Below are 22,298 nucleotides of genomic sequence, written 5' to 3' on the forward strand. Positions count from 1 at the left end.
TTTAATGCTATCAGGCAGTTGCAGTAAGGATGTGAAATGAGCAATCAACCGAAGACAGTGTTCTTGTTAGAGCCGGTTTATGATTTATCCGGCCAGGTGATTGCCAGGGAATTGTTAACGCGTCTCGCAGATGACGCGGACATCAATAATAAGCGTAATCCTGAAAGGGATGTTGGGTTCTTCAGTCAGCTTTCTGCTGACGTTAAATGGCAGTTATTCCTCCACCAGATCGAAAAACTTATTCAGCTATACCAGAAAGGGTTCGACCAGATTGTCAGTGTCAATGTTGATAGAGATATCGTAGCCAGCATTTTTAAAGATGCTGAAATACAAGAAAAACTGGCTCAACTGACGCTATTGCGTTTGGAAATATCAGCATTCTTCACCGCGCGATTTAATAGCGCCGATCTGTTGATTTTAAAAGGTGTCGCGAAAGTGACGCCCGCCCCTTTATGGCTCGACGACTTTGGTCCGGGTTATTCCAACCTTTCTATGTTCGATAGCGGAATATTTGAAATCGTCAAGATTGACAAGGAATTTTTTTGGCAATTTGGCGACGGTCGCACCTTTGACATTCTGCTCGACCATCTCAACGAATTATGCAACGGCGTCATCGTTGAGGGTGTTGAAAATCAACAACAGGTCAACCTGCTAGCGCATAAACCGATTTATGGCATGCAAGGCTATCTGTGGCAGAGCGTCTATCTCGATGATTTATTAGCATAATCCTGAATATTACTGGGTTGGTTTCATCCCTCGGGGAAGTGAAAAATGTCAAAGCCTGGGCTCCATGCGTTTCACGTCATTTGTGCCCGGCCAATTGAGAAAATAAAACTTTTTCCCGTGGTGATTTTTAGAAATAAATCCAATCAGTTATCAGGATGGCGGCTAAACAAAACTCAACGCGATTTCATTCTTAGCCTATGTGAGATCGAACAAGAGAAAAAGTGAATATTCATGGTGATTATTCACGGTAAAAGCCGGTGTCTGCGGATGCCGGGCATTTTAATGGAACTTCGCGGGATCTCGATAACATGAATAATATCTCAGTAACCCCAAAAGGTGGGACCGTTGCTTCTGAGCTGAGTGGAAATCAAGTTAATTTGACCGCTCCGAGTTTGGTGAAGCTGCATCTTAATCAGTCTGATATTAAGTCTTTCACACGCAATGGTAATGATTTAGTCGTCACCACAAAATCTGGTGAAGTCCTTGTTATTCATAATTTTTACAGCCCGAACGGTGATAGCGATTTGGTCCTGCAGGACGATCGCGGCGCGATGTGGTGGGTTGAAGATCCCGGTACTGAAGGTTTCCATTACGTCTCAATCGACAGCACCGAAGGGCTGTTAGCGGAAAACACCACCAATGACGGCACCATCGCCGCCTTCGGTATTGGTGGTGCGGCGCTGGCTGGTTTAGGTGCGATGTTTGCCGGTTCGGGCGGTGGCGGTGGCGGTGGCGGAAATGCCACGCCGAGTAACCCCGATGACGGCAACAACGGCGGCAATCCCACTAACCCGACCAATCCTACCAACCCAAACAATCCCGGTGGTGGCGATGACACTACGCCGCCAACCGCCATCACGGATTTGGTGATTAACGACACGGTTGGGCCGTATCAGGGCGCGATTGGTGCGGGCGCGATTACCGATGACAACACGCCAACCCTGAGCGGCACCGCTGAAGCGGGCGCCATTGTCAGCATTTACGATGGCACGACGCTACTCGGCACGGTGACCGTTGGCGCGGATGGCCGCTGGAGCTTTACCACGCCTGCGCTGGCGGACGGTCAGCACAGCCTGACCGCCACCGTTACCGATGCGGCGGGTAACACCAGTCTGGCAACCAATCCGGTAGATTTCACTGTGGATACCGTCGCACCAACCGCCGTTGGCGGCTTGAGTGTGATTAACAACAGCGGTACCACTGCGCAGCCAATCACCAACGGCGGCGCGACCAAAGACACCACGCCAGTGCTGAGCGGAACCGCTGAAGCGGGCTCGATTATCACCATCCGCGATGGCGATACCGTACTCGGCAGTGTCACTGTCGGCAGCAACGGTGCCTGGAGCTTCACCAGCCCCGAACTTAGTCAGGGCAGCCACACGCTGAGCATCACCGCAACCGATGCGGCGGGGAATACCAGCCCAGCCACCACCATCACCTTCACGGTGGATACGCAAGCTCCGATAGCAGTAACTGACCTGCTGGTCAACGATAATTCGGGCGGCAGTTCCGGCACGGTAACCAATGGCGGCACTACCGATGACAACACGCCAACGCTTACCGGCAGCGGTGAAGTTGGCGCGATTGTCAGCGTCTACGATGGGCAAACGCTGCTGGGTACGGCGGTTGTGGGTAGCGATGGAACCTGGAGTTACACCACCACCGCCTTGAGCAACGGTAACCACAGCCTGAGCGTGACCTTAACCGATGCCGCGGGCAACGTCAGTGCGCCTTCAGCACCTTATGATATCAACGTGCAGGCCGGTATTCCGCCGGCCACCACCTCGCTCGAAATCACCGACGATTCCGGCAATACGCTGGTGCAGCTCAGCAATGGCGGCAGCACGCACGACAACACACCAACCTTGAGTGGTTTGGCAACCGCTGGCGCACTGATCACGCTGTATAACGGCAGCACCGTGTTGGGTAGCGTGGTCGCGGGCAGCGATGGACAGTGGACCTTTACGCCAGCCGCATTGGCAGATGGCAGTTACGCGTTCCACGCCTCGGTAACCGATACCTCTGGCAACGTGACGCAAACGCCGGTTATCACCATCACCGTGGATACCGTGCCACCAGCCGCAGCCGGTGGCGTCACGCTGAGTGATAACGATGGCAGCACGCTGCAACCGATCGCTTCCGGTGGCGCGACCAATAGCACCACGCCGGTACTGAGCGGCACCGCAGAACCGGGCAGCACCGTCACCGTGCGTGATGGCGATACTGTGCTCGGCACCGCAACCGTGGGCAGCAACGGCACATGGAGCTTCACTTCACCGACGCTGACGGAGGGCGGCCACAGCATTACTGCCACCGTCACCGATGCAGCAGGGAACGTTGGTCCAACCTCCAGCCCGATCACCTTCACCGTGGATACCCAGGCTCCAGCAGGGGCCAGCAATGTGGTGATCAGCGATAACGTCGGCGGAGCTACCGGCCCAATCACTGTGGGTTCGACTACCGATGACAACACACCAACGCTGAGCGGCAACGGCGAAGTTAACGCCATCGTTAAAATCTACGACGGCAGCACGCTGCTCGGCAGCGTTACTGTCGGTAGCGATGGCACCTGGAGTTTCACAACACCAGCGCTGAACAATGGCCAGCACACGCTGAGCGTGACGCTGACCGATGCGGCGGGCAATGTGAGTCCAGCGACAACCGGGGTGAACTTCACGGTTGATGCGGGCGTCGCGCCGACCACCAGTACGCTGCAAATCACCGATGACAGCGGCAGTACGCTGAAAATCCTGCCAGACGGCTCGAGCACGCATGACACCACGCCAATTCTTAGCGGCCTGGCGTCAGCGGGCGCGGTGATTGAGTTGTACAACGGCACCACGCTGCTGGGCAGCACCGTGGCAGGTGCTGATGGTCAGTGGAGCTTTACGCCTGGCGCGCTGCCAGACGGGACTTACGCCTTCCACGCCACGGCGACGGATACCACCGGCAATGTGACCGATTCCGGCACGCTCACTATCACCATTGATAACGTTGCGCCTGCGGCGGCAGCCGATCTGCAACTGAGTGACAACAATGGCGGAACCGTGGTGCCGATTGCCGCAGGCAGCACCACCAATGACAATACGCCAACCTTCAGTGGCACGGCCGAACCGGGCAGCACCGTGACGGTGTTGGATGGCACCACCGTGCTCGGCACTGCAACCGTCGGCAGCGATGGCAACTGGAGTTTCACCACGCCAACGCTGGCTGATGGCAATCACAGCCTGACCACCACCGTCACCGATCCCGCTGGCAATACCGGTCCGGCATCGTCACCGGTCACCGTGACGGTGGATACCTCGCCGCCAGCCGTGGTGGGCAATTTGGTGATTGAAGATAGCGTGGGCGCGGTACAAGGACCATTAACCTCCGGCGACACCACCGATGACCGCGCACCAACCCTGAGCGGCACCGGCGAGCCGAATGCCACTATCAGCATTTACGATGGCACCACGCTGCTGGGCAACACCACCGTGGGCACCGACGGCACCTGGAGTTTCACCACGCCAGCGCTGAGCAACGGCGATCACACCTTTACCGTCACGGCAACCGATACGGCCGGTAACGTTGGCCCAGCCAGTCCGCCGATTGTTATCACCGTCGATGCAGACATTCCTCCTGCCACCTCGTCGCTGGAAGTAACGGACGAAAACGGCAATACCGTAGCGCAGCTGACTGACGGTGCCAGCACCAACAACGATAGCCCGGTATTAAGCGGGGTGGCGGGTGCTGGTAACATCATCACGCTGTATGACGGCACTACCGTGCTCGGAAGCACCACGGCGGGCAGTAACGGCCAATGGATCTTCTACCTCAGCGGCCTGACGGATGGCCCGCACGCGCTGCATGGCACCATTACCGATGCCAACGGCAACGTTACTGATACTGCAACCATCAACATCATCGTGGACACCATCGCGCCGGATGCGGCATCCGGTGTGGAACTCACCAACGACGCGGGCAGCATTACGCAGCCGATTGCTGCGGGAGGGGCCAGCAATGATGCGACGCCAGTGCTGAGTGGCACGGCGGAAGCGGGCAGCAAAGTCACGATTCTGGATGGCAACACCGTGCTTGGCACCGTTACCGTTGGCAGCGACGGTAACTGGAGCTTCACCACGCCGACGCTGGCGGAGGGCAATCACAGCCTGACCACCACCGTCACTGATGCAGCGGGTAATGTCAGCCCGGCGACCACACCGATCGCCTTCAGCGTAGATACCATCGCGCCAGCGCCGGTCAGTGGCCTGGTGGTCAACGATAACGTCGGTGGCAGCACCGGTCCGTTGACCTCTGGCGCTATCACCGATGACAGCACGCCAACCCTGACCGGCACCGCCGAAGCGGGATCGGTGGTGCGCGTGTATGACGGCACCACATTGCTGGGCTCAGCGACAGCGGGCAGCGACGGCAGCTGGAGCTTCACGCCAGATAACGCGCTGACCAACGGCCAACACAGCCTGACCACCACCGTTACCGATGCGGCAGGCAACGTGAGCCCGTCGTCGCCGATATTTACCCTGAATGTCGATGCCGGCGTTCCGGCGACCAGCAGCTTGCTGGTGGTCACCGACGACAGCGGCAGCACGCTGGTTGAACTGCCAAACAACTCCAGCACCCACGACACCACGCCGATTCTAAGCGGGCTGGCGGGCGCGGGCGATCTCATTACGCTGTATAACGGCACCACCGTCATTGGCAGCACCGTCGCGGGCAGCGATGGGCAGTGGAACTTCACGCCAGCGGCGCTGGCCGATGGCAACTACGCTTTCCACGCTGTCGCCACTAACGCCACCACCGGCGTGGATACCGATTCGCCAACCATCAACATCACCATCGATACCGTGGTGCCAGGCGCACCAACCGGCGTGGGTCTGGAAGATGGTGCTGGCGTGCCGATCCCGGATGGCAGCAGCACTAACACCAACACACCAACGCTGACCGGCAGCGGTGAAGCGGGCAGTACGGTAACCATCTCGGATGGCACCACTGTGCTCGGCACCACCACGGTAGGTACAGACGGCACCTGGAGTTACACCACGCCACCGTTGAGCGATGGTGGCCATAGCCTGACTTCAACCGTTACCGATCCCGCAGGCAATACCGGTCCGGCTTCGACGCCAGTCACCGTGACCATTGATACCCAACCGCCTGCGGCGGCGGGCAATGTGCAGTTCACCAATGACGACGGTACGCCGCTGGCCTCAGGTAGCACCACCAACGACACCACGCCAACTCTGAACGGCACCGCCGAACCGGGCAGCACCGTTACGGTGAGCGATGGCACCACCGTGCTGGGCACTGCAACCACCGGCACCGATGGCAACTGGAGCTTCACGCCAGGCACTCCGCTGACTGAGGGTCAACACAATCTCACCACCACCGTCACTGATACGGCCGGTAACGTCGGCCCTTCATCGTCAGTGGTGATTGTGATTGTTGATACCACACCACCCGCAGCCGCCACCGATCTGCAGCTCAGCAATGATGGCAGCGGTGCGCTGGTGCCGGTTGCGGATGGCGGCACCACCAACGATGTGACGCCAGTATTGAGTGGTCGCGCGGAGCCGGGCAGCATTGTGACTGTTTCCGATGGCGGCACGCCGTTGGGTTCGGTTACCGTCGGCAACGATGGCAACTGGAGCTTTACCTCTCCAACGCTCGGCGATGGTACGCACAGCCTAACCACCACCGTGACCGATGCGGCGGGCAATACCGGCGCAGCGAGCACGCCATTAACCTTCACCATCGACACTACGGCACCGCCAGCACCGGGCGGTGTGCAGCTGAGTAACGACACCAGCGGCACGCCAGTTCCTATTACCTCTGGCGCGGCAACCAACGATGCAACGCCAGTATTGAGCGGCACCGCAGCGGCGGGCAGCACCATTACTGTTTCTGATGGCGGCAATGTGCTCGGCACCGTGACCGTCGGCAGCGGCGGAACATGGAGCTTCACCACGCCAGCACTTAACGAGGGCAGTCACAGCCTGACCGCCACCGTCACCAGCCCAGCCGGCAACACCGGTGCGCCATCTACGCCAATTGTGGTCACCGTGGATATCACGCCACCTGCGGCGGCGACGGGTCTGCAACTGAGCAACAACGAAGGCACGACGCCGGTACCGATTGCCGCAGGCGGCACCACTAACGACACTACGCCAGCGCTGAGCGGAACGGCGGAAGTGGGCAGCATCGTAACGGTGCTTGATGGTACTACCGTGATCGGCAGCGCGACCGTTGGCACTGATGGTACCTGGAGCGTGACCCCAACCACTCCACTGACGGCGGGTGAGCACACGCTGACGACTACCGTTACCGATGCGGCAGGTAACGTTGGCCCGGCATCGACGCCTATTACCGTCAATATCGATACCACTCAGCCGCCAGCGGCAGGTGGCGTGGTGCTGAATAACGACAACGGCGGCACGCCAGTACCGATTGTGAATAACGGCGCAACCAACGACACCACGCCGGTGATCAGCGGTACGGCAGCGGCGGGCAGCACGGTAACAGTGCTGGATGGCACTACCGTGCTGGGCACCGTTGTGGTCGGCAGCGGCGGCAGCTGGAGCTTCAGCACGCCAGCGTTGAGCGAAGGCGCACATAGCCTGACCACCACCGTCACCAGCGCAGCGGGTAACGTCAGCGATCCGTCTACGCCAATCAACTTCACCGTTGATACCCAGGCTCCAGCCGCCTCAACCGGCCAGCAGTTGAGCAACGATGGCGGCACCATCATTGCCTCTGGCGGTATCACCAACGACAGCACGCCGATTTTGCGTGGCACGGCGGAAGCGGGCAGCACCGTCACGGTGCGCGACGGTACCACGGTGCTGGGCACCGCGACGGCGGGCAGCGACGGCAGCTGGAGCTTTACGCCAGCCACCGCGCTGGGCGATGGCGCGCATAGCCTGACCACTACCGTCACCGATCCGGCGGGCAACAGCAGCGGTGCGTCAACACCTATCACTTTCAACGTGGATACCACACCGCCAGCCGCCGCCACTGCGCTGCAGCTCAGCAATGACAATGGCAGTACGCCAGTGCCAATTGCCGCTGGCGGTAGCACCAACGACACAACGCCGGTATTAAGCGGCAGCGCCGAAGCGGGCGGCGTGGTTACCGTGCGTGATGGCACTACGGTGCTGGGCAGCACCACCGTCGGTACCGATGGCAAATGGAGCTTCACGCCAACTACGCCTCTTGATCCGGGGACGCATAGCCTGACCGCGACCGTCACCGATACGGCGGGTAACGTGGGTCCGGCATCAACGGCGATTGCGGTGACTATCGACACCACGCCACCGCCAGCGGCTACGGCGGTGGTCCTCAATAACGATCAGGGCAGTACCCCAACGCCGATTGCTACGGGCGGCGCCACCAACGACACCACGCCGGTGTTGAGTGGCAGTGCCGAAGCGGGCAGCATCGTCACCGTTCGTGATGGCACTACCGTATTAGGCACGGCGATTGCGGGTAGCGGCGGCGCATGGAGCTTCACTACGCCAGCGCTGAGTCAGGGCAGTCACAGCCTGACGGCGACCGTGACGGATGCAGCTGGCAACAGCAGCTCACCGTCTACCGCTATCACCTTTAACGTGGATACGCAGGCACCATCAGCGGCGACCGGTCTGCAGTTGAGCAATGATTCCGGCCAAACGGCGGTTCCGATTGCGGCAGGTGGCGCAACAAACGACACCACGCCAGTGTTAAGCGGCAACGCCGAAGTGGGCAGCACGGTCATCATCTCTGATGGCAGCCTGGTGCTCGGTTCGGTGGTGGTCGGCAGCGGCGGCACCTGGAGCTTTACACCTGCCACGGCGTTGGGCGAGGGCGCACACAGCCTGACCACCACCGTGACCGATCCTGCGGGCAACGTCAGTGCGCCATCTGCGGCGCTGAACTTCAGCATCGATACCACGCCGCCGGTGGCTCCAACGGCGATTACCCTTAACAACAACAACGGCGGTACACCAGTCACCATCGCCGCAGGCAGCACCACCAACGATGCCACACCAGCGATTGCCGGTACTGCCGAAGCGGGCAGCACGGTGACGGTGCTGGATGGCACCACTGTGCTGGGCTCCGTGATTGTCGGCAGTAACGGCCAATGGAGTTTCACCACGCCAACGCTGGGCGAAGGCGATCACAGCCTGACGGCGACCGTCACCGATCCGGCGGGTAACGTCGGCCCGGCGTCCACGGCCATCGCCTTTACGGTGGATACCGTTGCGCCTGGCGCGGCAACTGGGCTGGCGCTCAACAATGACAATGGCGGTTCACCGGTACCGATTGCCAACAACGGTACCACCAACGACAACACGCCAGTGCTGAGTGGTACGGCGGAAGCGAACAGCATCGTGATTGTGTCTGACGGCACCACCGTGCTCGGCAGCGCTGTTGCCAATGCGCTGGGTGCCTGGAGCTTCTCACCCAGCCTGACCGATGGCACCCACAACCTGAGCGTGACGGTACGTGACGCGGCGGGTAACACCGGACCGGCCAGCAGCACTATTACTGTGACCGTTGATACCGTGGCACCGCCAGCAGCAACCGGGCTGACGCTGACCAACGATATCGGCACGCCAGTTAACATTCCAAACGGCGGTCTCACCAACGACAGTACGCCAGTGCTGAGCGGTTCTGGACAGGTAGGCAGCATCATCACGGTGTCCGATCAGAACGGCGTGCTGGGATCGACTACCGTCGGTGCGGGCGGAACCTGGACCTTCACGCCGGCGACTGCGCTGGCGGATGGCACTCATACCTTCAGCGTCACTGCCAGCGATGCGGCGGGCAACGTCAGTGCGCCGAGCACCATCGGAGTGGTGATCGATGCCACACCACCGGCTGCGGCGTTGAACGTGGTTGCCAGCAATGATGAAGGCACGTCGCCGGTTGCGATTACCAACGGTGGTTTCACCAACGACAACACGCCATTCCTCACCGGTGCCGCCGAAGCGGGCAGCACGGTGATTATCCGTGATGGCACAAACATCATCGGTAGTGCTTCGGTGGGCAGCAACGGCCAGTGGAGCTTCACATCGCCAACGCTGGGAGAAGGGCTGCACAGTCTGACCACCACCGTGGTAGATGCCGCAGGAAACGTGAGTACGGCGTCACCGGCGATCGGTTTCACCGTCGACAGTGTTGCACCAGCGCCAACCACGCTGGTGGTTAACAATGACAACGGCGGCTCGCCTGTGCTGATACCGAATGGCGCAACCACCAGCGACAACACGCCGTTGCTGAGCGGGAATGCGGAAGCGGGCAGTCTGGTCACTATCTACGATGGCAACACGGTGATCGGTACCACCACGGCCACGGTAGGCGGAACCTGGAGCTTTAGTTCTCCAGCCCTGACCGACGGTTCGCATACGCTGACCGCCACCGTGACCGATGAGGTCGGCAACGTCAGTGCGCCATCCTCCAGCTTTACCGTGGTGGTGGATGCCACCGCACCGCAGCCTGCTGACGACCTGCTGCTGCAAAACAACAATGGTGGCTCACCGGTAACCATTGCGGATGGTGGTATCACCAATGACAACACGCCAGCCATCAGCGGCACGGCGGAAGCCAATGCCATCGTGCGGGTTTACGACGGCACCACCTTAGTGGGTTCAGCCGTGGCAGGCAGCAACGGCGCATGGAGCATCACCACCAGCACGCTGACTGATGCAACTCATACGCTGAACGTCACTGTGACCGATGCGGCGGGCAACATTAGCTCCAATGCCTCGGTATCGCTGACGGTGGATACCTCAACCCCAGCGGCGGTGCTGACGTTTGGCGTCTACAACAACGCCAATACCACGGCCTCGCAGGTGGCGAATAACGGTTACTCCAACGACAACACGCCAGTGTTGCGCGGTACCGGCGTCGCGGGCACCACCATTAACATCTACGAAGGCAGCACCTTACTCGGCACCACCACGGTAGGTGATAACGGCGTGTGGCGTTTCGAAACCAGCGTGCGCGCAGATGGTCAACACAGCTACACCGTGTCGGTCACCAACGCCGCCGGTACCACCGGACCAGAAGCCACGCCGATTACTATCAACATCGATACCGTGCCACCGGCTGCGGTCACCGATTTGGTGGTTAACGACAACGTGGGTGGTAGCACTGGCGAATTGACGAATGGCGCGATCACTGATGACAACACACCGACATTAAGTGGTTCAGCCGCCACCGGCAGCGTGGTGTCTATTTACGATGGCTCCACATTGCTGGGTACGGTTACTGCCACTAATGGTTCGTGGACATTTACGCCTGCGGCCCTTAGTAACGGTGAGCATACCTTTACCGTTACCGTCAAGGATCTGGCCGGTAATGTTGGGCCCGCTTCTGCGGACTTTACAATCAATATCGAAGCGGGGCTGCCTCCTGCAACCACGACGTTGCAGATCACCGATAACAGCGGTAGCACCTTGGTGAATCTGGGCGATGGTGCGAATACCAAAGACAGCACGCCAGCGTTGAGCGGACTGACGACGGCGGGCAACATTGTCAGAATCTTCGACGGTGCAACCGAACTGGGAAGTGTAACCGCCGGTGCAGATGGGCAATGGACTTACACGCCAACGTCCTTACCTGACGGTTCTCATGCGCTTTCGGTTCTTGTAACTGACTCCGCCGGTAACAATGGGGTGCAATCGGATCCAATTACGATCACCATCGACACCATTGCCCCGGTAGCAGTGACCAATCTGGCCGCCGCCAATAACAACGGTGGCTCGCCAGTGCCAATTGCCAACAATGGCTCGACTAACGACAGCACACCGCAGCTTACCGGTACCACTGAAGCCAACGGCATTGTCACTGTTTATGATGGCAACACCGTTATCGGCTCGACCACCGCCAATGGCCTCGGCGTATGGAGCTTCACGTCGCCAACCCTGAGCCAGGGCGGACATGCGCTGAGCGTCACCGTGACGGATGCGGCGGGGAATATTGGACCACGTTCTGCGGCGGTGAACCTCACCGTCGATACCGTGGCACCAAACGCCTCGACGCTGGTGGTTACCAACGACGTCACCAGCACGGTTGTGCCAAATGGCGGTTCGACCAACGACAACACGCCAACCCTGAGCGGTACGGCGGAAGTGGGCAGTATCGTCAGCGTTTATGATGGTACGACCTTGCTCGGTTCGGTTGCCGCCGGAACAGGCGGCGCATGGAGCTTTATTTCACCGGTGCTGGGCGAAGGCAGCCATCCACTGACCGTCCGCGTGACCGATGCAGCGGGTAACACCAGCGTGGCATCCAGCACTGCCACGGTGCTCGTGGATACCGTGGCACCAACGGCTGTGAGCGGTTTGGCGGCAGCCAATAACAACGGCAGTTCGCCAGTGGCGATTGCTGCAGGAGGCAACACCAACGACAACACGCCAGCGCTGAGCGGCACGGCGGAAGCGGGCAGCGTAGTGATTATCCGCGATGGCACCACCGTGATCGGTTCTGTCACCGCTGGCAGCAACGGCGCATGGAGCTTCACCTCACCTACGCTGGCGGATGGTTTGCATACCCTGAACGTGACGTCTACCGACCTCGCCGGTAACGTCAGTCCGAATGCGGCAATCAGCTTCACCGTGACCACAACTGCGCCAACGCCGGTCACCAATCTGGTGGTCTCTGACAACGTGGGTGCGTCACAAGGAACGCTCACCAGCGGTGCCGCTACCGATGACAACACGCCAACGCTGACCGGTACTGCAACTGCCGGCAACATCGTGATTATCTCGGAAGGCACCACGGTGTTGGGTTCTGTGGTGGCTGGAACGGGCGGTGCATGGAGCTTCACCACCGCCGCGCTGAGCGACGGATCGCATCCGTTGAGCGTGACGGTGCGCGATGCGGCGGGCAACACCAGCGCGGCGACCAACTTTACGGTCAATGTCGATACGGTGGCACCAGCTAACTCAACCTTGTTGATCACCAACGACGTCACCAGCACCACGGTGCCGAATGGCGGTTCAACTAACGACAGCACGCCAACGCTGAGCGGCACGGCGGAAGCCGGTAGTCGCGTGTCGATCTACGATGGCGGCACGCTGCTCGGTACGGCGATTGCCAGTGGCACCGGCGCATGGACCTTCACCACTGCAGTGCTGGCGCAAGGTTCGCATCCACTGAGCGTCACGGTCACAGATGCCGCCGGTAACGTCAGCGGCAGCACCTCGGCCACGGTGATTATTGATACCGTCGCGCCGGTGGCGGTAACCGGTCTGGCTGCGGCCAACAACAACGGCAGCACGCCGGTAGCGATTGCCAATAACGGCAGCACCAATGACAACACCCCAGCGCTGAGCGGTACGGCAGAAGCGGGCAGCCTGGTGATTATCCGTGATGGCACCTCGATTATCGGTTCTGTCACCGCCGGCAGTAACGGCGCATGGAGCTTCACCACGCCAACGCTGGCGGATGGTGCGCACACCTTCAACGTCACGGCGAGAGATGCAGCGGGCAACGTTAGCCCGAACGCAACGCTGACTCTGACGGTGGATACCGTGGCACCGGCGCCCGTCACTAACCTGGCGATCAACGATGATGTGGGGGCAAGTCAGGGTCCGCTGGCGAACGGTGCGGTGACCGATGATGCCACGCCAACCCTGAGCGGTACGGCGGAAGCCAATGCGATTGTCACCATCTACGATGGCACCACGGTGTTGGGTTCAGTGGTGGCCGGAACGGGCGGCGCATGGACCTTCACCACCGCGACGCTGAGCAACGGCGTGCATCCGCTGAGCGTGACGGTCAAAGATGCGGCCGGTAACACCAGCAGCGCATCGGCGACGGTTTCCATCACCGTGGATACAGTGGCACCAACGGCGTCAACGCTGGTGATCACCAACGACATCACCAGCACCACGGTGCCGAGCGGGGGTTCCACTAATGACAACACGCCAACCCTGAGCGGTGTGGCCGAAGCCGGCAGCCGTGTCTCCATCTACGATGGCAGCACCTTGCTGGGTACGGCGATTGCCAGTGGCACGGGCGCATGGACTTTCACCACCGGCGTGCTTTCCACCGGCACGCATCCATTGAGCGTCACGGTAACGGACGCGGCCGGTAACGTCAGCGGCAGCACCTCCGCTTCGGTGATTATCGATACCACGCCGCCAGCGGCTGTCACCAACCTTGTTGCCGCCAATAACAACGGCAGTACGGCGGTGACCATTCCGAACAACGGCGTGACCAACGACAATACGCCGTTGTTGACCGGTTCCGGTGAGATTGGCGCACGCATCAGCGTCTACGATGGCACCACGCTGCTGGGCACCACCACGGTGGGCAGCAACGGCACATGGAGCTTTGTTTCAACGGCGCTGAGTAACGGTGCGCACACGTTGAACGTCACGGCAACGGATGCGGCGGGCAACGTAAGCCCTAACGCCTCAACCACCTTGACGATTGATACTGTGGCACCGAATCCGGTAACCAATCTGGTGATCACCGATGATGTCGGTACGATTCAGGGGACGCTGGCGAACGGTGCAGTTACCGATGACGCCACGCCAACCCTGAGCGGCACGGCGGAAGCGAACGCGATTGTCACCATCTACGACGGTACTACTGCGATTGGTTCCACCACCGCCAATGGTTCGGGTGCATGGAGCTTCACTACCGCCACGCTGAGCAACGGCACGCATCCACTGAGCGTGACGGTGACTGATGCAGCGGGTAACACCAGCAGCGCGTCGGCGACGGTTTCCATTACCGTAGATACCGTGGCACCAACGGCGTCAACGCTGGTGATCACTAACGACGTCACCAACACTACGGTGCCGAGCGGCGGTTCCACCAATGACACCACGCCAACCTTGAGTGGCGTAGCGGAAGCGGGCAGCCGTGTCTCCATCTACGATGGCAGCACGCTGCTGGGAACGGCGATTGCCAATGGCTCGGGCGCGTGGACCTTCACTACTGGCGTATTGACCACCGGCACGCATCCACTGAGCGTGACGGTGACAGATACCGCCGGTAACGTCAGCGGCACGACGTCGGCCTCGGTGATTATCGATACTACGCCGCCAGCGGCTGTGACCAACCTTGTGGCCGCCAATAACAACGGCAGCACGGCGGTGACCATCCCGAACAATGGCATCACCAACGACAACACACCGTTGTTGAGTGGTAACGGTGAAGTCGGCGCAAGGATCAGCGTGTACGACGGCACCACATTGCTCGGCACCACCACGGTGGGCAGCGGCGGTACCTGGAGCTTCGTCTCGACTACGCTGAGCAATGGCACGCACACGCTGAACGTGACGGCGACCGATGCGGCGGGCAACGTGAGCCCGAATGCCTCAACCACGCTGACCATCGACACCGTCGCGCCAGCGGCCAGTACGCTCACCATTACTGACGACGCTGGCAGCACGCCAGTGACGCTGACCAATGGCGCGTACACTCGTGACACCACGCCGGTACTGAACGGTACGGCGGAAGTGGGTGCGATTGTCACCATCTACGATGGCACTACCGCGCTCGGCTCGGTAACTGTTGGTGCAGGTGGCAGCTGGACTTACACCCCAACCGCATTGGCGAACGGTGCGCATCCGTTGAGCGTAACGGTTACCGATACAGCGGGTAACGTCAGCACCGGTAACACGGCGGTGACGGTGAACGTTGATACCGTGCCTCCGGCTGCTGTTAGCGGCCTGGCGATCAACGATGCCGGTACCACGGTCACCGGTAGCGGTGAAGTGGGGGCAACGGTAACGGTACGTGATGCGGGCGGTAACGCGCTGGGTACGGCGACGGTAGGTAGCGGCGGTACATGGTCGGTTAGCCTGAGCACGGCGCAGACCACCGGTGCTTCGCTGTCGGTGATTCAGACCGACCGCGCGGGCAACGTATCGACCAGCTCGTCACTGACCGGTGCGATTCGTATCGTGGCAGCGAATGATGTCAACGAAGTGGATTACACCACGCAAACTGGCACCATCACCAACGCCAATACCAGTTCGACCAGTACCGCGTTGCTGAGCGTTAACCTGCTTAGCACGGTGGGAGTGGGGGTTCTGAACAACACTAACGCCTACATGTTCAACGTGGGAACCGGCGATACCCGTACCGTGACGTTACACGCCTCGGCCACCAGCCTGGTTGCTCTGACGTCTAACTACACGCTGTACCTGTATCAACAGCAGGCGAACGGCACCTGGTTGCTGAAATCCAGCAACGCCAACTACATCACCACCATCCTGACCATTGGTACGCAAACCGGTGGCAACGTGACCTACAGCAACCTCGGCACCGGTAACTATGCCGTGCTGTTAGGCACCAGCACCGGCGTTGGCGTGTTGCCATCAACTACGGTTACCACCACGTCGGATATCACGACGCTGGCGTTGACCGTGGCGGCTACCGTCACCGGCAACCTGTTGACCAACGACACCAGTTCAGTCGCCGGTACGGTACCGAACGGGACGGCGGTCACCGTGGTGACAGGACATGCGATTGCGGCCAGCGGTAACACGGTGATCACCAGCAGCTACGGTACGTTGACCATCGATTCGCACGGTAACTACACCTATACGCTGAAGGCGGGACTGGATGCCGATCTGGTGCCAGCCACCGACGTCTTCACCTATTCGGTGCGTGATGCCAGCGGCGCGGTGACCTCGGCCAACCTGACGGTGAACCTGCATAACGGTGCGTCAACCAGCACGCTGCTGGCGACTAACAGCCTGGTGGCAGAAAACACCAGCGACCACGACGCCAGCGGCAGCATCTATGGCTCATCAACCGGTACGCATACCGGAACCTTGAGTATCACTAATGAACACGGTGATATCACCACGGTTCACAGCGTGGGTAATACGTCGGTTGCCGGGGACTTTGGTGTGCTGAGTATTGCGGCCAACGGTAGCTACACCTACTCACTGAATGCGGGCGTGGATGGACAATCCATCACCCATAAAGAGGTGTTCAGTTACACCCTGGCAGCAAGCGATGGCACCATCACCACGCAGTCGTTCACCATCGAGCTGCATCCAACCATCACAGGAACCACGGGGGCTGACACGCTGACCGGCGGTGCCTACGACGACACCATCACCAGCGGTGCCGGCGCAGATACACTGGTTTATCACTTGCTGGCGAGCGCGGATGCCACCGGCGGTAACGGTCACGATACCTGGACCGACTTCAATGTTGCGCAAGGCGACAAAATTGACGTCAGTAACTTGCTTATCGGCTGGAATGATTCCACAAGTAATATTAATGATTTCGTGAAAGTGGATCATACTTCAGATGGCAATACGGTGCTCTCGATCGACCGTGATGGTAGCGGTACGGGTTACAGCAGTACTCAACTGATTACGCTGGAAGGCGTGAACGTTTCACTGGAGGAACTGCTGCAACAACCGCACCAAAACCACACGGCTTAATGGCTATGTGATGCAGGGATGCAGTTAGGGCACAGGGATGTGCCCCTTTCTCTTTATTGACTGGTGGACTATCGATGGAACTGATGCACTCAGGCGCAACTTTTCGCCGTTCGTTTAAGCTCAGCGTTCTCTGTGCGGGCATGGCTTTACTTTACAGTTCTCAACTTTTAGCGGCCAGTGACGCGTTAACCCGGGCGGGGCAAATTACCTCAGCAGGTTTAGCGCAACAGCAAGAACTGCCTTCATTAACCGGTGAGGTGGCGGAACCCGCCCTCGCCAACGTCCCCGATTTTCTGACCATCAACCAGGCGGTGCAGCGCGCCATTCAGTGGCATCCCGATATCGCTCAGGCGGTAGGGAAAATGCTGGAGCAGGCCAATCAAGTTGATGTGGCGAAAGCCAAATATTATCCACAAATCAGTGCTGGCATGAACAACGGCTACAGCAACGCATACAGCGAAAAGGGCTTCAGCCCGTCGTTTGTGCTGTCGGTTTCGCAGATGCTGTATGACTTTGGCAAGGTCAGCAGTTCGGTGCGTTCCGCAGAAGCGGGCGTGGCGCAGGAGCAGGCCAACGTGCTGGTGAGTATTGATACCGTGGCGCACGATACCGCCGCAGCGCTGGTGGAAGTGCAGGGTTATCAGCAACTGGTGATCATTGCGCAACAGCAGCTCACGGCGCTGAGTAAGATTGGCGATCTGGCGCGACAGCGTAATGAAGAGGGCGCGGCGTCGCTTTCGGATGCCACGCAAACCGATGCGCGTATCGAAGGGGCGCGCACTACGTTGATACAATATCAGGCTAACCTCGATCGCTGGCGCGCCACGCTGGCGACCTATCTTGGCTGGCCGCTGGTGAAAAAAGTCAGCGACGATTTCCCCACCAAACTCACGCAATCCTGTCAGGTGGCGAAAGCCGATGACAAGCTCAATCCGTCGGTGCTGGCCGCCTGGGCGCAGGCTAATCAGGCGCAGGCCAAACTTGATAATGCCAACGCGCAAAACATGCCGACCATCTCGCTGGAACCGCAGGTGACGCATTATCTCAACAATCACTACTCCGGCAGCGAATCGCTGGATCGCACTCAGTATTCGGCATTTGTGAAAGTAGAAATGCCGCTCTATCAGGGCGGCGGTATCACCGCCAGCCGGGACGCAGCAGCCAATGCGCTGCAAGCCGCCAATGCCGCTGTTAACTCGGCACGGCTCAAAGCGCGTCAGCAGTTAAGCGAGTCGCAGAACGAGTCGCAAAGCCTGTCGCTCAGCCTGGCGATCATGGGTCGGCAACAGGCGCTGGGCGAGAAAACCCAGTCGCTGTATCAGGATCAGTATCTGCAACTCGGCACGCGTCCGTTGCTGGATGTACTCAACGCCGAGCAGGAAGTGTTCCAGACCCGTTTCACGCTTCAGCAAACCATCAGTCAGTTACGCTCACTGCAGCTCGATTGCCTCTACAGCACCGGGCATATGCGGTCGGCGTTTGCCTTGAATAATCAGCGGATCCAGTCCGTGGAGATCCAGCCATGACGCAATTACAGATTCCCGACGCGCCCGATAGCGCGTCCGGGGGAAACGTGCCCTTACACGGATGGGCCACCGCAATCATCCTGATTGCCACCCATTATCGCTTGCCCTGTTCGCCAGGCATGATCATGGCCGCTGCCGAATGGCAAGGCAAACAGTCGCGCGATAAAGCGTTGCGCCATCTGGCGCGCCAGGCCGGTTTATCGTTGCAGCTGTATGAAGAGAATAAGTGGGAGATCACCAGTTGGCGCTTGCCGCTGGCGATCGAACTGGCCGACGGTCAGGTGGGCGTGATCACCCAGTTTGATGGCGATGATGAAGTGCGGGTGCATTTCGCCGGTGATGAACAGCCAGCGCCGATTGCGCTGGAAACCTTGCTGCCGGAAATCCGTTTTGCCGCCGCGCTGCGTCCGGTTACCGCGGCCAAAGACAGCCGCGTCGATCGCTATCTCGCCACGGTGAAACCGGATTGGCTGCGCCGTCTGGTGCTGCACGATCTGCGGCCGTATGGCTATGTGATGCTCGGATCCTTCCTGATCAACCTGCTGGCGCTGGTCGGCATTATCTTCTCGATGCAGGTGTACGATCGGGTGATCCCGGCGCAGTCCTATCCCACGCTGTACGTGCTGTATATCGGCGTGATCATCTCGGTGGTGTTCACTTACATCCTGCGTGTAGGGCGCGATCACGTGACCGATCTGCTGGGTAAGCGCGCCGATATGCGCGTCTCCGATCGGGTATTTGGCCATGCGCTGCGGCTGCGTAACAGTGCGGTGCCGCGTTCGACCGGTACCTTTATCTCACAGCTGCGCGAGCTGGAGGCGATCCGCGAAATGGTCACCTCCACCACGGTAACGGCAATTGTCGATATGCCGTTCTTCCTGCTGTTCCTGCTGGTAATGGCGATTATTGCGCCGCAGCTGGCGTGGATTGCGCCGGTGGCGGTGCTGCTGATGATCTTGCCGGGCGTGCTGAGCCAGAAGAAGCTTTCGAAGCTGGCGCAGCAAAACCTGAAAGAGTCGACGCTGCGTAATGCGGTGCTGGTGGAGAGCGTGCAAGGGTTGGAGGATATCAAGCTGATGCAGGCGGAAGATCGCTTCCTGCAACAGTGGAACAGCTACATTCGCATTACCGCGCAATCCGGCGTGGAGATGCGCAAAGTGATGCACTCGCTGATTACCTGGGGCGTCACCGTACAAGGTTTGGTATATGCCAGCGTGATTGTGATCGGTGCGCCGATGGTGATCAACGGTGATATCACCACCGGTGCGATTGTGGCGGCGTCGTTGCTCTCTTCACGCATGATTGCGCCGATGGCCACGCTGTGCGGCGTGCTGGCGCGCTGGCAACAGGTGAAAGCGGCGAAAGGCAGCCTTGATGCGTTGATGAATTTGCCGGTGGAGAACAGCAAAGACGAAACGCGCATTCATACGCCGGTGCTGTTTGGTCACTACCAATTCACCGATGCGATGTTCCGTTATTACACCGATTCTCTGAACATCGCGCTGCGCATTAAAAGCCTGACCATCAAACCGGGCGAGCGCATCGCGGTGCTGGGACGCAACGGTTCGGGTAAATCGACCTTGCTGCAGGCGATGATCGGCGGCATCGATTTGGTCGGCGGTGAACTACGGCTGGATAACCTCAGCCTGCCGCACATTGATATAGCGGATGTGCGGCGCAACGTGGGTCTGTTGACGCAAAACGCGCGCTTGTTCCACGGCACGCTGCGGGAAAATCTCACCATGGGCGCGGCACACGCCACCGATGATGCCATCTTCGGCGCGCTCACCGTCAGCGGCGGCGCGGATTTCATTCGTCGTCTGCCGCTCGGCCTTGATCATCCGATCATGGAAGGCGGCGTTGGGCTTTCTGGTGGTCAGCGTCAGTCGCTGCTGCTGGCGCGCATGTTGCTGCGCGATCCCAACATTATCCTGCTGGATGAGCCGACGGCGGCGCTCGACGATCACACCGAGAAAGAGTTTATCGAACGGCTCGGTCAGTGGCTCAACGGCCGCACCTTGATCGTGGCAACGCACCGTGCGGCGATCCTCGCGCTGGTGGATCGTGTGCTGGTGTTGAAAGAGGGACAACTGGTGATGGATAGCCCGAAAGAGAACGCCTTGCCGGCACCGCGTGCTAACGGCATTCCGCCGGAGGCGCAATCATGATCAAACAATTACCGGCAAGACTGCGCTTAGTAACGGCGGCAGAAGTGGATTCCTCCGACGATCTGCTGGGTGAGCTGCGATCTGAAACCCATTACACCGGCGCGGTGCGGCTGATCGTCATCAGCACCGCACTGATCCTCGTTACGGTGATTTGGGCATGGTTTGGCGTGCTGGATGAAGTCTCAACCGGTACCGGCAAAGTGATTCCCAGCTCGCGCGATCAGGTGCTGCAATCACTGGAAGGCGGCATTCTCACCGAACTGTATGTGCATGAAGGCGATCAGGTGCAGGCCGGACAAGTGGTGGCGCGTCTGGATGCCACGCGATCGGAATCCAATGTGGGGGAAAGTGCGGCGCGCTATCGTGCGGCATTGGCTGCCGCCTCGCGCCTCAATGCGGAAGTGAACGATCAGCCGCTGAGTTTCCCGGCGGAGCTGAATAAGTTTCCCGATCTGATTGCGTCGGAAACGCGGCTGTACAAAACTCGCCGCGCGCAGCTGACCGATGCCACCGCGCAGTTCAAAGAGTCGCTGGCGCTGGCCAACCGCGAACTGGCCATCACGCAGCGTCTGGCGAAAACCGGCGCTGCCAGTAGCGTGGAAGTGCTGCGTTTACAGCGCGATAAATCGGATCTGGAGCTGAAACTCACCGATATGCGTTCGCAATATTACGTGCAGGCGCGCGAGGAGCTGGCGAAAGCCAACGCCGAAGCCGACAGCATGGCGCAAGTGGTGAAAGGGCGCGAAGACACGGTGACGCGATTAACCATCCGCTCACCGATGCGCGGTATAGTGAAAAACATCAAAGTCTCGACCGTGGGCGGCGTGGTGCCACCCAATGGCGAGCTGATGAACATCGTGCCGATGAACGATCGTCTGCTTATTGAAGCGCGCCTGTCACCGCGCGATATCGCCTTTATTCGTCCCGGCCAGCGGGCAGTGGTGAAGATCTCGGCTTATGACTACGCCATTTATGGCGGCCTGAACGGCGTGGTGGAGAGCATCTCGCCGGATACCATTCAGGATGAGGTGAAACCGGAAATTTACTACTACCGCGTGTTTATCCGCACCGATAACGACTATGTGCAGAATAAAGCCGGTAAGCGCTTCTCTATCAGTCCCGGCATGGTTTCTACCGTGGATATTAAGACCGGAGAGAAGACGGTGATGGATTATCTGATTAAGCCGTTTAATAAGGGTAAAGAGGCGATGCGCGAACGTTAAATTCGTCGTTACCTAATTGAAAACGCCGTTGATTCTTTGAGAGTCGCGGCGTTTTTTTTAACCAAAGTTTTAAGCCGAATGATTAACGTGTAACACTCTTACCCTGATATTTATTCTCTATGAGAAATGTCCTGAGGTTTACCTGCGGGTAAATCAAGTCATTTCTTAAATCTCCGCCACTATGTTGGATATATATTCATGCGAGTCTTTTCTTATAAGGAATGACCAAACATGACGGCGGCGTTTACCAAG

General features: G+C 59.3%; 5 protein-coding genes. All 5 read left to right on the forward strand.

Annotated elements, in window-relative coordinates:
• Positions 1 to 36 precede the first annotated feature (36 nt).
• Complete coding sequence (locus FHW71_RS15250) at positions 37 to 726, forward strand: EAL domain-containing protein (protein WP_179452195.1); 690 nt, start codon at positions 37 to 39, stop codon at positions 724 to 726.
• Positions 727 to 1,034: 308 nt separating this feature from the next.
• Positions 1,035 to 17,129, forward strand: coding sequence for an Ig-like domain-containing protein (locus FHW71_RS15255; protein WP_179452196.1), 16,095 nt, complete (start codon positions 1,035 to 1,037; stop codon positions 17,127 to 17,129).
• A gap of 74 nt (positions 17,130 to 17,203) precedes the next feature.
• Positions 17,204 to 18,655: a TolC family outer membrane protein gene (locus tag FHW71_RS15260; RefSeq protein ID WP_179452197.1), complete on the forward strand. Its 1,452-nt coding sequence runs from the start codon at positions 17,204 to 17,206 to the stop codon at positions 18,653 to 18,655.
• The gene (locus FHW71_RS15265) at positions 18,652 to 20,823 is read left to right on the forward strand and encodes a type I secretion system permease/ATPase (protein WP_179452198.1); all 2,172 of its coding nucleotides are present in this window, start codon (positions 18,652 to 18,654) and stop codon (positions 20,821 to 20,823) included. Before FHW71_RS15260 ends, FHW71_RS15265 begins: the two co-directional genes overlap by 4 nt.
• Complete coding sequence (locus FHW71_RS15270) at positions 20,820 to 22,046, forward strand: HlyD family type I secretion periplasmic adaptor subunit (RefSeq protein WP_008107279.1); 1,227 nt, start codon at positions 20,820 to 20,822, stop codon at positions 22,044 to 22,046. Before FHW71_RS15265 ends, FHW71_RS15270 begins: the two co-directional genes overlap by 4 nt.
• Positions 22,047 to 22,298: the final 252 nt, after the last annotated feature.

The sequence above is a fragment of the Enterobacter sp. Sphag1F genome, assembly GCF_014193275.1.
Taxonomy (GTDB): domain Bacteria; phylum Pseudomonadota; class Gammaproteobacteria; order Enterobacterales; family Enterobacteriaceae; genus Pantoea; species Pantoea symbiotica.